Source organism: Maribacter sp. MAR_2009_72, from assembly GCF_007827235.1.
GTDB lineage: Bacteria > Bacteroidota > Bacteroidia > Flavobacteriales > Flavobacteriaceae > Maribacter > Maribacter sedimenticola.
In genome coordinates this window covers 1,864,459-1,880,597 of the sequence record NZ_VISB01000001.1, presented here as the reverse complement: position 1 = coordinate 1,880,597, position 16,139 = coordinate 1,864,459, and the positions used below count along the sequence as shown (strand labels likewise).

Sequence of the window (16,139 nt, the reverse complement as noted above, 5' to 3'; positions counted from 1 at the left end):
TACTCATAATGAATGCTTAAGGTGATATATCTATTTGAAAATCAATTGTATTTGTGGGTTGAGGGTGCTTATCCTAAAATCATACCTGCAATCGTTGCAGAAAGCAAGGATGCTAAAGAGCCGCCCAATACTGCCTTCATACCAAACTCAGACAAGGTTTTTCGTTGACTAGGGGCCAAGGAACCAATTCCGCCTATTTGTATACCAATTGATGCAAAATTGGCAAAACCGCAAAGCATATAAGTGGCCATGATCACAGATTTGTTAAATTGTAAATGGGGCTGTGTGGCAAAGTCCTTTAATTCTGCCAATTGTATGTACCCGACAAACTCACTTGCTACAAGTTTAATCCCCAATAGTTGCCCCATAAGCATTATATCTTCGTTGGCCACGCCTATCAACCACATTAAAGGAGCGAATATGGTTCCTAAAATAGCTTCCAAGGAAAATTTTGAATAAGAGGTGTTTTCGGCAATCCATGAATTAAAATTGGTCAAGTCTCCGGTCCATTCCAATATGCCATTGACCATGGCAATTATGGCTACAAACACCAACAACATCGCTCCAACGTTTACGGCCAATCGTAATCCTTCTGTAGTACCATTGGCAATGGCGTCCAAAATATTGGAACCTATTTTTTCTGAGGAAACGTGTATATCGGTATTTACCTGTTCTGTTTGTGGATATAACATCTTGGAAATAACTATAGCACCAGGCGCTGCCATTACCGATGCCGCTAATAAGTGTTTTGCAAATACCAGTTGAAGTGCCTCATCCTCACCGCCTAAAAAGCCAATATATGCGGCTAAAACGGCTCCTGCTACCGTTGCCATGCCTCCAATCATCACCAATAAGATTTCCGAACGGGTCATTTTTTCCAAATAGGCTTTTATAAGGAGTGGCGCTTCGGTCTGACCTAAAAATATATTTCCTGCTACACTAAGGCTTTCAGGTCCTGATATGCCTAAACTTTTGGATAAAAGCCATGCCAAGGTCTTTACTACTTTTTGAATAATCCCCAAATAAAAGAGTAGGGAGGTCAGGGCGGAGAAAAAGATAATCGTAGGTAATACTTGAAAAGCGAAGATATAACCAAAGGTACCCGTGTCTACCACTAATCCTTCAAATAAAAATTTACTACCTGCTCGGGTAAATTCCAAAATGCTGACAAATACTTTTCCAATTTGCTCAAAAACCAATTGGACGAAAGGAACTTTCAAAACACCAACGGCAATGACCAATTGCAGTGCCAGTCCTATGCCCACCGTTTTCCAATTGATTGCTTTTCTGTTTGAGCTGAACAAGAAGGCCAATAATAAAAGTACGGCCATTCCAAGAATTCCCCTGCCCAAGCTGTTAAGGGAAAAACCTTCAGTGGCAGTCATTTCCATAAGTTCATTAGCCGAAATGTTCTGTACGGTATCAGCTTGTGACTGTAGTACTTCATTATCTTGAGCAAATGTCATTGAGGTGAATATTAGTGCAAAAAATAGCAGCCATTTGCCCTTTTTCATAAATTGTAAATTTGTGTTTAGTTCCGTTTAGAGATTTCGTCTCTTAATTTTGCGGCTTTTTCGTAGTCTTCATTGCTGACCGCTTTTTTAAGCTCTGCATCCAATTCTTCTATGGTAAGTTCCGTATAGCCGTCAGATGCGCCGGATTCAATTTCAATGGTCTCCCCTTCCTGTAAAATTTCGTCTACCATAATGCTGTCGTCATTTTCTTTTTGCTCCTTTTCCTTTGATGAAAATTTCAAGAAAATACCAGCTTTGTCAAGAATGGTCTTGTAAGTGAATATAGGTGCTTGAAACCTTAGAGCCAAGGCAATGGCATCACTGGTTCTTGCGTCTATAATCTCTTCAATACCTTCTCTTTCGCAAATTATGCTCGAATAAAAGACGCCATCTACCAATTTATGGATAATGACCTGTTTGATAACGATATCAAAACGATCTGAAAAATTCTTGAACAAGTCGTGGGTCAATGGTCTTGGGGGCTTAATTTCTTTTTCCAAGGCAATTGCAATGGATTGTGCCTCAAAAGCTCCAATGACAATAGGAAGCTTACGGTCGCCCTCTACCTCGTTCAGAATAAGTGCATAGGCACCATTTTGAGTTTGACTGTATGAAATACCTTTTATTTTTAAACGTACTAGACTCATATTTTATTTACTAAAAAAGGCTGTTCAAAATACTTGGGGTTCCAACTACCTGAACAGCCCTTTAAGGGGCACAAAATAACAAAAAATTAGCCGTTTTGGGCCTTAAATTCCTTTAATTTTTCAATCAATTGTGGAACGACTTCAAAGGCATCGCCAACTATACCGTAATCTGCGGCCTTAAAGAAAGGTGCTTCAGGGTCATTATTAATGACCACTTTTGTTTTTGAGGCGCTAACCCCGGCCAAATGCTGTATTGCCCCGGAAATACCTATGGCAATATAAAGATTGCTGGCAACGGGCTTACCCGTTTGGCCCACATGCTCGCCATGGGGTCTCCATCCAAGGTCGGATACTGGTTTGGAACATGCGGTTGCAGCGCCAAGGACATCTGCAAGTTCTTCTACCATTCCCCAATTCTCAGGTCCTTTAAGTCCTCTACCGGCAGAAACAACAATATCCGCATCGGCTATGGTTGCCTTACCTACAACCTTGTCGATTTCTACGGACTTCGTTGCATTTGATATTCCATCCGTGGAAACACTGAATTCCTCTACCGATATATCGGTTTTATTTTCTTGGACGCCGTAGGCATTATTGGATACACCAATGATTTTAACGTCCGTTTCAAGTTGTGTATGGGCAAAACCCTTGTTACTGAACGCCGTTCTTTTAACGGTCAACGGAGAAACGCTTTCAGGTGCCGCCACTACATTTGGTACATAGCCAGCCGTTAAATTGCCCGCCAATAAGGGTGCTAAATATTTTGTATCCGTACTGGAGCTAAGGATGATTACCTTGGCATCTGCACTCTTAACGGCTTGCCCTAAGGCTGCGGCATAAGTACTGGCATTGAAGGTTGAAAGATCTTCATTGGCAATATGCATAACTTTGGATACGCCATAATCCGCAAGTAGTTCGTTTTCGGAGTTGTTAAAGGATACGGCGGTAACCGTGGTATCCATCATTTTTGCTACTGCCGCTGCGTAGGAAGCGACTTCAAAAGCATTTTTTTTAAATTTTCCTTTTTCAGATTCTGTATATACTAATACTGACATGTTATCATTTTTTAGATTTACCCTAACCGGGCTTTTATATCACTTTGGCCTCATTATGGAGCAAGTCTACCAACTCATCTACAGAAGTAGCAAGTTTAACCTGTCCTTTTGGTGCCGGCTTGTCAAATTTTTTGTCCACGGTAGTAGTTAGACCATCTACAGGTTCTAGAACGGTCAGGCTTTTCTTTCTTGCCATCATGATGCCGCGCATATTTGGAATACGAAGATCGCTCTCCGCTACCAAACCTTTTTGTCCTCCTACGACCAAAGGAAGCGTACTGCTTAATTTTTCCTTACCGCCATCTATTTCCCTAACTGCACTAACATTGTTGCCATCAACCTCTAAACTAATACATGTATTGATGAAGTTCATATTGGTCAAAGAGGCCAATATGCCCGGTACCATTCCGCCATTATAATCAATGCTTTCCCTTCCGCCAATTACCAAGTCGTAATTTCCGTTCTTGACAACCTCGGCCAATTGCTGGGCTACAAAAAAGCCGTCCGTTGGTTCTGCGTTCACCCTAAATGCCTCATCTGCGCCTATGGCCAAAGCCTTACGCATAGTAGGTTCTACAGTAGGTCCGCCAACGGTCGCTATATGTACCGTAGCACCTTGTTTTTCCTTGAACCACATAGCTCTGGTCAGTCCAAATTCATCATTGGGGTTGATGACGAACTGCACCCCATTGGTGTCAAATTTAGTATCACCGTCCGTAAAATTTATTTTCGAAGTGGTGTCAGGAACATTACTTATGCAAACTAATATTTTCATGTATATAAACTTTAAATCAATGACCACGAAGATAACCATTTAATTCCTAATTTACTATGCATGCATAGTAAATTTTATAACTTTTTTTGAATAGGGCATTCTATTAATTGACATTATATTTGCTATTTTTGCATGCTTTCTAGCATATAACAAAGAATAATATTTTCCATAGATGAAAACACTACAATTTAGAGAAGCGATAGCCGAGGCCATGTCCGAAGAAATGAGAAAGGATGAGTCTATCTATTTAATGGGTGAAGAGGTAGCGGAATATAACGGTGCATACAAGGCTTCCAAAGGTATGTTGGATGAATTTGGCCCTAAAAGGGTAATTGATACGCCAATATCTGAACTTGGTTTTGCCGGTATAGGTGTGGGTTCAACCATGACGGGCAATAGACCTATTATAGAATTTATGACCTTTAATTTTGCATTGGTAGGTATTGATCAGATCATCAACAATGCTGCTAAGATCAGGCAAATGTCCGGTGGTCAGTTTCCTTGTCCTATTGTATTTAGGGGTCCTACGGCTTCTGCTGGTCAATTGGCGGCAACGCACTCCCAGGCTTTTGAAAGTTGGTATGCCAACTGCCCGGGCCTAAAAGTAGTGGTGCCATCTAATCCTGCAGATGCCAAAGGGTTGTTGAAAGCGGCCATAAGGGATGATGATCCAGTAATTTTTATGGAGTCTGAGCAAATGTATGGTGACAAAGGTGAAGTGCCGGAAGGTGATTATACCATTCCGTTAGGAGTTGCGGATATTCGTCGAGAAGGAAAAGATGTTACCATAGTTTCTTTTGGTAAAATAATTAAGGAAGCTGATAAAGCAGCAGATGAATTGGCAAAAGATGGCATCAGCTGTGAAATTATAGATTTAAGAACCGTAAAGCCTTTGGATTACGAAGCGGTATTAAAATCTGTGAAGAAAACCAACCGTTTGGTAATTTTGGAAGAAGCTTGGCCATTTGGAAATGTTGCCACTGAAATCACCTATCATGTACAAGCACATGCGTTTGATTATTTGGACGCCCCGATCGTTAAGATAAATACTGCGGATACACCAGCACCTTACTCCCCTGTTTTATTGGAAGAATGGTTGCCAAATGCTACAGATGTAGTTAACGCCGTAAAAAAAGTTTTATACAAATAATATAAAGTTTTGTAAAGTACCTTAGCTTCTCCGACCAAGTCTGGAGAAGCTTTTTTTATTAATATGTTGTTTGTGGCCAAAATAAGCTGAGCTCAAGGAAAATTTATGAAAGATATATTCTTTGCAATTTTAGGCTTGCTGTGTTTTACGGTAAGCGCCCAGACCAAGGTGGGGGGCATTGTGGTAGATGAGCTAGGTGAGCCCGTATCTTTCGCAAATGTATTTTTTAAGAATTCTACGGAAGGTACCATTACAAATGATGATGGTAGGTTTTATTTAGAATCTGAAACCGATTACACTACCCTGGTCGTCTCATTTATAGGATATACCGAGTATGAGTTAGAATTGACCTCTAAGGTTATGTATGATTTGACGATTACTTTGGGCGAAGCGGCGGAACAGCTGAACGAGGTCGTTTTAATTGCGGGAAAACAATCCAAAAAGAATAATCCCGCCATAGATATTCTGCGTAAAATTTGGGCTAAAAAACGTCAAAACGGGGTAAGGCAATTCAATCAATATGCATTTGATAAATATGAAAAGGTAGAGTTTGACCTCAATACCATTGATAGTGCATTGATTAAAAGTAAAATATTTAAAGGGTTGGAATTTGTTTTTCAGGATTTGGATACCTCTAGAATTACGGGGAAAACCTATTTGCCCATTTTCCTGAACGAAACATTTTCCAAGGTATATGGTGATAATAAGTTAAAAGAGGAAAAAGAAGATGTACTGGGCAATAAGAATTCCGGGTTTGAAAATAACCAGGCCATTATAGCCTTCGTTAAGGATTTGTACCAAGAGTATGATGTCTATGATAATTACCTCAAGTTTTTTGACAAGAGCTTCACCAGTCCACTGTCAAGAACCGGTATAGATACCTATAACTATGCCTTGCGGGATAGTGCCTTTATAGATAATAAATGGTGCTATAATATTGTGTATTATCCACGGCGTAAAAACGAGTTGACCTTTAAGGGTGATTTTTGGGTAAACGATTCTACCTATGCAATCAAGAACATTAACCTACAGGTTACTAAGAGTGCCAATATAAATTGGGTAAAGGAGATTTATATTGAGCAGGATTTTGAAGTATTGAACGATTCTGTTTTTCTGCTAAAACGGGATTATATGTTAAGTGATTTTAGTTTTAACAAAAAAGAAGAATCCAGAGGATTGTATGGCAAACGAACAACGGTATACGACAACTATGAATTTAACGTGGTAAGACCACGGGAGGTATATAAAAAGGACCGTAATCCGTTGGACGTTAACCAAATCATTAAGGATGATGAATTTTGGGAAAAGAATAGGTTAGAATCATTGAATAAGGACGAAAAAGGGATATATACTTTGTTGGATACCCTCAAAACCGTTCCAAAATTTAAATCGTATTACAATATTGTCAGTATTCTAGGCTCTGGTTATGTAGAAGTGGATAAATGGAATTTGGATTTGGGTTCTGTATACGATTTTTTTGGATACAACAGTGCGGAGGGTCCTCGTGTACGTATTGGTGCCAGAACCTACTTTGGCCAAAATGACCCTTGGCGAATAGAAGGGTACACCGCTTATGGTTTTACAGACCATAAATTTAAGCACGGTCTTGCCGGAAAATTTCTGGTCGATAGAAACAGTAGGTTTATCATTTCTGGAGGAAACCGTAGGGATATTGAGCAACTAGGGGTAAGTTTAACGGCAACCAATGATGTACTCGGCAGAAGTATAGCCTCCTCATCTTTATTGACCGTAGGGGCCAATAATAGGTTGACCAACATTAATTTAAGCGCCCTTAATTTTGAAATAGAGCCCCTAAATAATTTTAAGGTTTCCATGGGTGGAACTTTTAGGACCTTAAGTTCCGCACTGCCCAATGATTTTAGTTTGGATTATGTGGATGCAGAATCGCCCACGGGGGTATCTTCGGAGATAAGGCAATTTGATTTTAATGCCTTGCTTTTATATACGCCTGGTAAGAAAACTATAGGTTATGGGGTAGAAAGAAGGGATGTTAATGATACATACAGTACATTGTTGTTGAATTTCACCAAAGGAACCAAAGGAGTATTGGGTAGTGATTTTGATTATAGCAAATTACAATTTTCCTATAGCCAACCATGGCAATTGGGTGGATTTGGTAGGTTGATGAGTACCGTGGAATTGGGTAAGACGTTTGGTGAAGTACCTTTGGGCCTTTTAAGTGTGGTACCGGGAAACCAAACATTTTTCTCTAATTATGGCTCTTTCCCCAACTTGGATTTTTATGAATTTGTAACGGATACTTATGCATCGGTACATTTGCAGCATAATTTCAATGGTCGCTTTTTCTCCAGAATACCCTTTTTAAGAAAAATGAACTTACGTGAAATTGTGGCTATAAGAGGTGTATGGGGAGACTTGTCAGATGCAAATAAGGCATTGAGTGCCCCGGCAACGATAAACACTCCGTTAAGGGCTCCTTCGGAAAAAATCTATTATGAATATTCTTTTGGTATAGGTAATATCTTTAAGGTATTTAGATTGGATTTCAATTTCAGGGGAAATTACCTGGATAATCCAGATGCACGTCCCTTTGGGGTCACCGGCACGTTTGGATTTGTCTTTTAATTCAATTAAATTTTACAATTATAACTAATAACTAACGTTTCATTCACAGCAACAAATAAATAATTAGAAATATGGCAGCAGGAAAAGGATTGACCTTTGATGTGTTAATAGAAATTCCAAAAGGAAGTAGAAATAAATACGAATACGATTTTGCATTGCATAAAATACGTTTTGACCGTATGTTGTTCTCTTCAATGATGTATCCGGGAGACTATGGTTTTATTCCAGAAACACTGGCGTTGGATAAGGATCCCTTAGATGTATTGGTGATGGGTACGGAGCCTACTTACCCAATGACCGTTATGGAGGTAAAGCCAATAGGTGTTTTTCATATGACCGATGAAAAAGGTCCCGATGAAAAGATAATCTGCGTGCCGGTTTCAGATCCGATCTGGAGCAATAATAATGATATCAGCGATTTAAATCCGCATAGATTAAAGGAAATAGAGCATTTCTTTCAAGTGTATAAAGATTTAGAGGAGAAAAAAGTTGATACTGGGGGATGGGGAGATTCCAAAGAAGCAATAGAAATTTATCACGAATGTGTTAAGCGATATAACGAAAGTGAACATAAAGCAAAACGCACTTTTGTGATTTAAGCAACGATTATAGTTTTTAAAGCCACTTTTTGTAATAAAAAGTGGCTTTTTTTATTCTATTCTAATTTACTACTTTAGCCGGGCTAATTTTATAACTAACTAACAGAAGATTAAATGGAGTCACTAATGATTTACATGCCAATTGCAATGGCAATTTTAGGCCTGGTTTACATGGGTATTAAGCGATCTTGGGTAATGAAACAAGATGCCGGAAATGGTAAAATGAAAGAAATTTCAGATTACATTTATGAAGGTGCCCTTGCATTTTTAAGTGCAGAATACAAACTTTTATCCGTTTTCGTAATTGTGGTAAGTGTTTTACTTGCCATAGTTTCCTTTATAGTGCCTACAACACATTGGTTAATTGTAGTCTCATTTATATTTGGGGCTATTTTTTCCGCTTTTGCAGGAAATATAGGAATGAAAATTGCCACCAAGACCAATGTTAGGACCACTCAGGCTGCACGAACAAGCTTGCCAAATGCATTGAAAATTTCTTTTGGCGGTGGCACGGTTATGGGACTTGGTGTAGCAGGGTTGGCCGTATTGGGACTTACCATATTTTTTATAGCATTTTTCCAATTTTTTATGGGAGGTATCTGGACCTCTACTATGGATATGACCATTGTCTTGGAAACATTGGCGGGTTTTTCCCTTGGTGCTGAATCCATTGCGTTATTTGCACGTGTAGGCGGAGGTATCTATACAAAGGCTGCCGATGTGGGAGCGGATTTGGTAGGTAAGGTAGAGGCAGGAATACCTGAGGATGACCCACGTAACCCGGCAACCATTGCGGATAATGTAGGTGATAACGTTGGTGATGTCGCCGGAATGGGGGCAGATTTGTTCGGTTCGTATGTAGCAACCGTTCTTGCCGCAATGGTATTGGGAAATTATGTTATCAAGGATATGGGCGGTAGTATTTCAGATGCCTTTGGGGGTATTGGTCCGATCTTACTACCAATGGCCATTGCAGGAGCGGGGATTATTATTTCTATTATAGGAACCATGCTGGTAAAGATAAAAAGTAATGATGCCAAAGAGGCCCAAGTTATGGGAGCTTTGAATGTAGGTAACTGGACATCTATAGTCCTAGTGGCCGTTTCTTGCTTTGGACTGGTAACTTGGATGTTGCCGGAAACCATGCAAATGGAATTTTTTGGGGAAGGAATACAGGAAATTTCCTCAATGCGTGTATTCTATGCTACATTGGTAGGTTTGGTAGTAGGTGCAGTAATTTCTTCGGTAACTGAGTATTATACTGGATTGGGAAAAGCTCCAATTTTAAAAATCGTTCAACAATCATCAACAGGTGCAGGAACAAACATTATCGCGGGTCTGGCAACAGGTATGATATCCACCTTCCCGTCAGTATTGTTATTTGCGGGTGCAATTTGGGCATCGTATGCTTTTGCAGGTTTTTATGGTGTGGCCTTGGCCGCTTCTGCAATGATGGCCACAACGGCAATGCAATTAGCTATAGACGCTTTTGGCCCAATCTCCGACAATGCGGGTGGTATTGCGGAAATGAGTGAACAAGAACCGATAGTAAGGGAAAGAACGGATATTTTGGATTCTGTTGGGAATACTACGGCAGCAACAGGTAAAGGATTTGCTATCGCATCCGCGGCATTGACTTCTTTGGCCTTGTTCGCGGCCTATGTAACTTTTACAGGAATAGATGGTATCAATATCTTTAAAGCTCCGGTATTGGCAATGCTATTCGTTGGTGGTATGGTACCTGTAGTATTTTCCGCATTGGCAATGAACGCTGTGGGTAAGGCGGCCATGGAAATGGTTCAGGAAGTAAGGCGTCAGTTTAGGGATATTCCGGGAATTATGGAAGGAACCGGCAAACCGGAATATGATAAATGTGTAGCTATTTCTACACAGGCATCGCTAAAAGAAATGATATTGCCAGGATTGTTGACCATTGGTTTTCCTTTGGTTATCGCATTTGCCCCGTTATTGTTCGGGATGAATAAATTGGCTATCGCGGAAATGCTAGGCGGTTATATGGCCGGTGTTACCGTATCCGGGGTATTATGGGCAATTTTTCAGAACAACGCAGGTGGAGCTTGGGACAATGCCAAGAAGTCGTTTGAGGCCGGAGTGGAAATTAACGGAGAAATGACCTATAAAGGTTCAGAGGCGCATAAAGCAGCCGTTACCGGTGATACCGTAGGAGATCCGTTTAAGGATACATCCGGTCCTTCTATGAACATTTTAATAAAATTGACCTGCTTGATCGGTTTGGTCATAGCACCTATTTTAGGTGGACATACGGAAGATGGCGTTACCATGCTAAAAGATACCAAGGAGGTGACTATTGAGATGAATGTGGAAAATGATGATTTGGCCCAGGCCATTGTCACCTATTCAACCATGGTTAACGGTAAATCTGTAACAGAGGAAAAAATATATACTGGTACAAAAGCTGAAGTAGAGGCACATCTAAAAAAGTTTGAAAATGCCAGTATTGAAAAAAAGGGGACAAGTACAGAGGTTACCATAGAAAAAGTAGAAATCAATAAGTAGTTAGGAAGGGTTACCCTAACTATTTAAAAACCATCAGTTTTATGCTGATGGTTTTTTTTATTCCTTTTATTGTAGTTTAAAGGTAATAGGAATTGAAAATGACACTTGGACCGCTCTGCCCCGTTGTTTGCCCGGACTCATTTTTGGTAGTTTAGAAAGAATACGGACAGCTTCTTTTTCCAATAATTCATGCGGGCCTCTTTTTTGTATATTGCTAATACTGCCATCATTGTTGATCACAAATTGAGTATTTACTCTTCCCTGTTGACCCATTTCCTGTGCTAGTTCTGGATATCTAAAGTTTTTCTTAATGTGTTTTTGCATCATTTCATTAAAGCAGGCTCGTTTATCCGTTTCTTTTTCGCACCCTGGGAAAATAGGAACTTCCTCAATAGTTTTCCAAATCACTTTAACCTCATCATCCTCATCAGGGTCAATGACATTAAATTCAGAGATGTCCACAACTTCCGTATTTGTGTTGACTTCAATGGCAATAACTTCCGTTTCCTCTACGGGATCATTGTCATCTACTATTTCAATTTCAACAGGGAGAACGGGTGGTTTTGGTGGCGGCGGAACCACTAATTGAAAAATTGGGGCGTCTTCTATAATATCCAGGTCAGGTTTGTTCATTCCTACTTCGTCATAAACGGATTGGTCAAACGTTTTCCATTCCAAGGCTACATATGCCATTGTTAAAACTATTAGTAGTCCAAAAACAAAGTAGGTGGCACTTTTTTTGTTGAGGTCTTGCTGTGGATTTTTTTTTGGTTTCATAATTAGGGTTTTAGACTTGTACTGTACAAGTATGATTATAGCGCTAAAACTATTTGTATTGAGCGCGATATACAACGGGTAATGAGCGTACGGTAGTTTTCAATGAGTGAATACACGCTCCAATGACCGTTTTGACCTCTTAAGGTTAGATTGTAACTTAATTGATGTAATTATTGCAATAAAAATTTTAAAGGTTGTTGAAAGACCGTAATTTTAACACCATGGGTATTTTTAAGAAAGATAAACTTCAGATCATCAATTTTCAGTCGTACGGTAGTGCAAACAGGCTTTACGTACGTGGCCGTGCCATTGAAGATGAGAATATAGATTTGGATCAAAAGGGAATCTTTAACTTAATGCAGAATACATGGAAAAGATTTGAGACCGATGAAATTAGGAACACGGCCATTAAGATAACCCTATCCAATGGAAAAAGCGTGCAAGGCACTACAGATGATGATGGCTATTATTTAATTGACGAGGATATTAACGGTCTACATGATCTAGCAAACGATGAAGGTTGGGTAAATTTTGAGCTATCTTTTACGGATACCAATCTAAAACGTGAAATCCTTTTAAAGAATAAGTTCCCTGGTGAAATGCTTATTCCTAGTGAACATGCCAAATTTGGGGTAATTAGTGATATTGATGACACCATATTGCATACGGGGGTGGTATCTTCATTAAAATGGAAGGTTATTATCAACACTATGTTCAAAAGGGCTACCAAGCGTAGGCAGTTAGATGGCGCTTCTGATTTCTATATGAAGTTGCACCATGGGAAAACAGGAGATGAAGCTAACCCTATTTTCTACGTAAGCCATAGTCCATGGAACCTTTACCGCTATCTACAACTTTTTTTAAAAACGAATAATTTTCCCAAGGGCCCTCTTTTACTGCGCAGTATGGCCAGTTTTAGAATGCGAAAGAAAAATGACGAAAAACCACAAAAACAAAGAGAGATAAGTAATCTTTTGAAGTCATACCCTGATCTTCCGTTTATTTTGATAGGCGATAGTGGAGAAAAGGATGGGGATATATATCAGGAAATTTCTACGCTTTTTCCAGGTAGGATCAAGGCAATATATTTAAGAAGCGTAAACGATGCCAAACGAATGGCGAGAATAGAAAATCTTTTTGTGGACTTTAAGGACATCCCTTTTCTTATGGTCAATAAAACCAAAGAGGCCATTGCCCATGCCAAGGACCATGGGTTTATTTAGGTTGATAAATGTTTTTAATAGGCATCCATCTAGACGCATCAAAATCATTTAAGGCGTTTATCAATTGAAAATGTCGGTAATCTTGTATATCTGCAGGAGTAATCAATTTGGTTTGTATGTTGTTCTCGGCCAGTAATCTTGCTCTACATGTACCTTTGAGCAATGGTGTGGAAGGGGTAAATATTGTAGATCCATCGGTAAACAATATATTGCAATATGAGGTATCCGTAATTTGGCCTTTACATATGATCAAGACATCATCGGCATTTTTTCTGTTTTGGTAAAGAGAATTCAGATGTTCACGATCGTTAAATTTATGGGGGTACGTAATGGTATCGTCATAAACCAATTGCAATGTAGAAGGAAGGGAATTTGTATAAGGTGTGATCTGCCATTTTTTATCTTTAAGACCGTATGCTATTCTTAATTTATAGTTGATGTCTAGGTCTAATTCTGGTAGGGAAATATTTTCGAACAAAGAATAGGCCGGTCTGTTATTAAAATAAGCGAAGTAAGAATTGGCAAACCTTTTTTCATGGTAGACGGCATTTTTTATTTGGCCATTGCGTATATGTACGGATTCAAATAATGGGTACATAAATTTTTTCTAATAGTTCTTGGTATTCTTCTTCTAACGTACTCAAATGCGTTATACCGCCACCACTTCTGTAAATTAATTGGCCGTCATTATTTTCTATAAAGCGAATACTTACGGCGCTGTCAATATCCTTGCCGTCAAAAATACCGAATACGCCTGTGTAAAAGCCTCTTGGCGTAGTCTCCGCATATTCTATGATCTCTATTGTTTTCTTCTTGGGCGCTCCGCTTATAGAACCCGCCGGCAATGTTTTCAAAAGTAGAGCGGCAAAATTATCCTTCCAGTCCTTAGGTAAATTACCCTGAATTTCTGTACTGGTCTGCAGTAATTCTTGGGTTCCTTTTTTAATTTTTTCAACATACCTAAATTTGTTGACCTTAACATTTTTTGCGATCATGGACAGATCGTTGCGTATAAGATCCACAATGGTATTGTGTTCGTATAATTCCTTTTTATTGGACAGCAATTGAGCCTCTGCATCTGGTACATCATTGTTGATCGTTCCTTTCATCGGATAGGAAAATATGGAATCGTCCTTAGTTTTGATGTAACACTCGGGTGAAAAAACAATAAACTTATCCTTGAACCATAATTTATATGGTGCGGATGCATTTTGATAAATTTGTTTTAGTGAGGCCTTGGTATGTAATGGTGTGGAAAAGGTTAGGTTCAATAAAAAACTATTGCCGTTTTTTAATTCATTCTGTACTGTATGGAACGCTTTTATATACGCATCTTTATTAAAAGGCTCGGGCCGTAGGTCAATAGATGTAGCGGTAGTTGTTAAAGGTTGTAATTGCCGGTCATTTCCATTGCCTTTAATGTTAAAATAAATGTCTTGGGCCGCGGCTTCTTGAAAAGAGTAGGCCAACTGTTCGGATTTTTGAAAATCTATGATAAAAATAAAGGGCTGGTCATTTTTAAGAAAGTGACGTACCTTTTTTTCAAAATCGTTCAAACGTGGTAAATATTTAATAACGTTTTAAAAAAGACCGTTGATTTCCGCGTCTATTTTATTTAAAATGGTACCAAGGTCCTCTGGGTTGTCCACAAAGTCTAAATCGTCAACATCAATGATCAGTAATTTTCCTTTTTGATAGCCGTGTATCCAAGCTTCATAGCGTTCGTTCAAACGGCTTAAATAGTCAATGGATATGGTATTCTCGTATTCACGCCCCCTTTTGTGAATCTGTTTTACCAAATTGGGTATGGAACTACGTAGGTAAATCAATAAATCTGGCGGGTCTACCAAGCTTTCCATAAGCTCGAACAGGCTAGAGTAGTTTTGGAAATCTCTATTGGTCATTAAGCCCATAGCGTGCAAGTTAGGCGCAAAGATGTGGGCATCCTCATAGATGGTGCGGTCTTGGATAACCTCCTTGCCACTTTCCTTTATCTGCAAAATTTGGCGGTATCTACTGTTTAAAAAGTAAATCTGTAGATTAAAGCTCCAGCGTTCCATCTGATTGTAAAAATCATCTAAATATGGATTTTCCACTACGTCTTCAAAATGGGCTTCCCACTTATAATGTTTTGCGAGTAATCTTGTTAAGGTCGTTTTTCCTGCACCGATATTTCCGGCAACTGCTATGTGCATAGAATAAAATGATTAATGGTTGTGTTGTTTTTTAAGCAATTCTTAGATGGTACAAGATACAAGATAACTACAGGATGTAAAAACATATTTGCCGTATGGCTTAAAAAAAATTGGGTTTTGTAATTATTAACATAGATACGTTAAACCAAAACCTAATTAAACAGTCCTATTGGCATTCTAATTATATAGATGATGAAATATACGTGGTTCATAGTAGTGTTCGTTACTTGCATGATCGTAGAGGTGCAGGCCCAGGATTTTCAAGGAAAAGCCGTTTACCAAAGTAAAACCCAGGTAAATTTTGATTTTGGAAATAGGAATATACCAGAAGATAGAAAGAAGGAAATGATGGAGCGTATGAAAAGGGCCAATGAAAAAACCTTTGTGCTCAATTTTAATAAAACAGCCTCTATCTACGAGGAAGAAAAAAAGTTGGAACAGCCAGGGGAACGAGGTGGCGGCCGTGGTCCACGTTTTGGGGCATTGACCGGTACAGATGGGGATCTTTATAAAAATATAAAGGACCAACGGTATCTGGTCAAGAATGAATTGTTGGGTAAAATTTTCCTGATCGATGATGAATTGCAAGCGTTGGACTGGAAGATGGAAAGTGAATCCAAAAAAATTGGTAATTATATGGCCTTTAAAGCAACAGCAGTAAAAACGGTTAAACGCCCCAATATGCGGGCAGTATTTAGAAGACCGGGTAGGGGTGATGAAGAAAAAAGTGAGGCGGAAAAGGAAGATGAATTTATAGTAAAGGAGGTGGAAATTGTTGCATGGTATACCCCAGAAATCCCAATAAATCAAGGTCCTGGGCTATATTGGGGGCTTCCGGGACTAATACTTGCCGTAAACGATGATGTTACTACAATTATATGTTCCGAGATTACTATGAATCCATCAGACAAGATTGAAATTAAAGCACCTAATAAAGGCAAAAAGGTGACGCAAGAGGAATATGATACCATTGCTCAGGAGAAAATGAAGGAAATGCGCGAAAATTTTAGAAATCGCGGTGGTCGCGGTGGTGGTAGGCCAAACTAACTGTATCCTCCA

14 protein-coding genes are annotated in these 16,139 nt (G+C 39.2%); 6 read left to right on the top strand and 8 right to left on the bottom strand.

Going from position 1 to position 16,139, the window contains the following annotated elements; all coding sequences use genetic code 11:
• Window positions 1-68 precede the first annotated feature (68 nt).
• The 4 genes from JM81_RS07780 to JM81_RS07765 all read right to left on the bottom strand — a co-directional run bounded on the left by JM81_RS07780 (window position 69) and on the right by JM81_RS07765 (window position 3,991).
• Window positions 69-1,514, bottom strand: coding sequence for a nucleoside transporter C-terminal domain-containing protein (locus JM81_RS07780; RefSeq protein ID WP_144802006.1), 1,446 nt, complete (start codon window positions 1,512-1,514; stop codon window positions 69-71).
• A 17-nt stretch (window positions 1,515-1,531) separates the two neighbouring features.
• The gene (locus JM81_RS07775) at window positions 1,532-2,161 is read right to left on the bottom strand and encodes a bifunctional nuclease family protein (RefSeq protein ID WP_089262471.1); all 630 of its coding nucleotides are present in this window, start codon (window positions 2,159-2,161) and stop codon (window positions 1,532-1,534) included.
• A gap of 86 nt (window positions 2,162-2,247) precedes the next feature.
• Window positions 2,248-3,216: an electron transfer flavoprotein subunit alpha/FixB family protein gene (locus JM81_RS07770; protein ID WP_144802003.1), complete on the bottom strand. Its 969-nt coding sequence runs from the start codon at window positions 3,214-3,216 to the stop codon at window positions 2,248-2,250.
• A gap of 34 nt (window positions 3,217-3,250) precedes the next feature.
• Window positions 3,251-3,991 carry an electron transfer flavoprotein subunit beta/FixA family protein gene (locus JM81_RS07765; protein WP_089262467.1) on the bottom strand — a complete coding sequence of 247 codons (741 nt, stop codon included), beginning with the start codon at window positions 3,989-3,991 and terminating at the stop codon, window positions 3,251-3,253.
• A gap of 172 nt (window positions 3,992-4,163) precedes the next feature.
• On the opposite strand from JM81_RS07765, the gene JM81_RS07760 reads away from it, so the two are divergent.
• From JM81_RS07760 to JM81_RS07745, 4 genes are all read left to right on the top strand, one after another.
• Window positions 4,164-5,141 (top strand): pyruvate dehydrogenase complex E1 component subunit beta, encoded by a 978-nt coding sequence (locus JM81_RS07760; protein WP_089262465.1) that lies wholly within the window; start codon window positions 4,164-4,166, stop codon window positions 5,139-5,141.
• Window positions 5,142-5,246: 105 nt separating this feature from the next.
• On the top strand, window positions 5,247-7,748 hold the full coding sequence (locus JM81_RS07755) for a DUF5686 family protein (RefSeq protein ID WP_144802000.1): 2,502 nt from the start codon (window positions 5,247-5,249) through the stop codon (window positions 7,746-7,748).
• 71 nt (window positions 7,749-7,819) lie between these two features.
• Window positions 7,820-8,347, top strand: a complete 528-nt coding sequence (locus JM81_RS07750; RefSeq protein WP_089262461.1) for an inorganic diphosphatase — start codon at window positions 7,820-7,822, stop codon at window positions 8,345-8,347.
• A gap of 114 nt (window positions 8,348-8,461) precedes the next feature.
• Window positions 8,462-10,885, top strand: a complete 2,424-nt coding sequence (locus JM81_RS07745) for a sodium-translocating pyrophosphatase (protein ID WP_144801997.1) — start codon at window positions 8,462-8,464, stop codon at window positions 10,883-10,885.
• Window positions 10,886-10,951: 66 nt separating this feature from the next.
• Here the strand turns inward: JM81_RS07745 and JM81_RS07740 are convergent, their stop codons facing one another.
• A complete protein-coding gene (locus JM81_RS07740; protein ID WP_144801994.1) occupies window positions 10,952-11,662 on the bottom strand; it encodes an energy transducer TonB in 711 nt (236 codons plus the stop codon).
• A gap of 221 nt (window positions 11,663-11,883) precedes the next feature.
• Here JM81_RS07740 and JM81_RS07735 point away from each other — a divergent pair, with 221 nt between their 5' ends.
• Window positions 11,884-12,885 carry an App1 family protein gene (locus JM81_RS07735; RefSeq protein ID WP_089262455.1) on the top strand — a complete coding sequence of 334 codons (1,002 nt, stop codon included), beginning with the start codon at window positions 11,884-11,886 and terminating at the stop codon, window positions 12,883-12,885.
• On the opposite strand, the gene JM81_RS07730 is transcribed toward JM81_RS07735, so the two are convergent.
• Genes JM81_RS07730 through JM81_RS07720 form a run of 3 tightly spaced genes read right to left on the bottom strand, consistent with a single transcriptional unit; the run spans window position 12,878 to window position 15,080 of the window.
• A complete protein-coding gene (locus tag JM81_RS07730; RefSeq protein WP_144801991.1) occupies window positions 12,878-13,483 on the bottom strand; it encodes an aminotransferase class IV in 606 nt (201 codons plus the stop codon). The two genes, JM81_RS07735 and JM81_RS07730, sit on opposite strands and share 8 nt — an antisense overlap.
• On the bottom strand, window positions 13,467-14,441 hold the full coding sequence (locus JM81_RS07725) for an aminodeoxychorismate synthase component I (protein WP_144801988.1): 975 nt from the start codon (window positions 14,439-14,441) through the stop codon (window positions 13,467-13,469). Before JM81_RS07725 ends, JM81_RS07730 begins: the two co-directional genes overlap by 17 nt.
• 24 nt (window positions 14,442-14,465) lie before the next feature.
• Window positions 14,466-15,080, bottom strand: coding sequence for a deoxynucleoside kinase (locus JM81_RS07720; RefSeq protein WP_089262448.1), 615 nt, complete (start codon window positions 15,078-15,080; stop codon window positions 14,466-14,468).
• Window positions 15,081-15,269: 189 nt separating this feature from the next.
• Between JM81_RS07720 and JM81_RS07715 the strand changes: the two genes are divergently transcribed.
• Complete coding sequence (locus tag JM81_RS07715) at window positions 15,270-16,127, top strand: GLPGLI family protein (protein WP_144801986.1); 858 nt, start codon at window positions 15,270-15,272, stop codon at window positions 16,125-16,127.
• Window positions 16,128-16,139 lie beyond the last annotated feature (12 nt).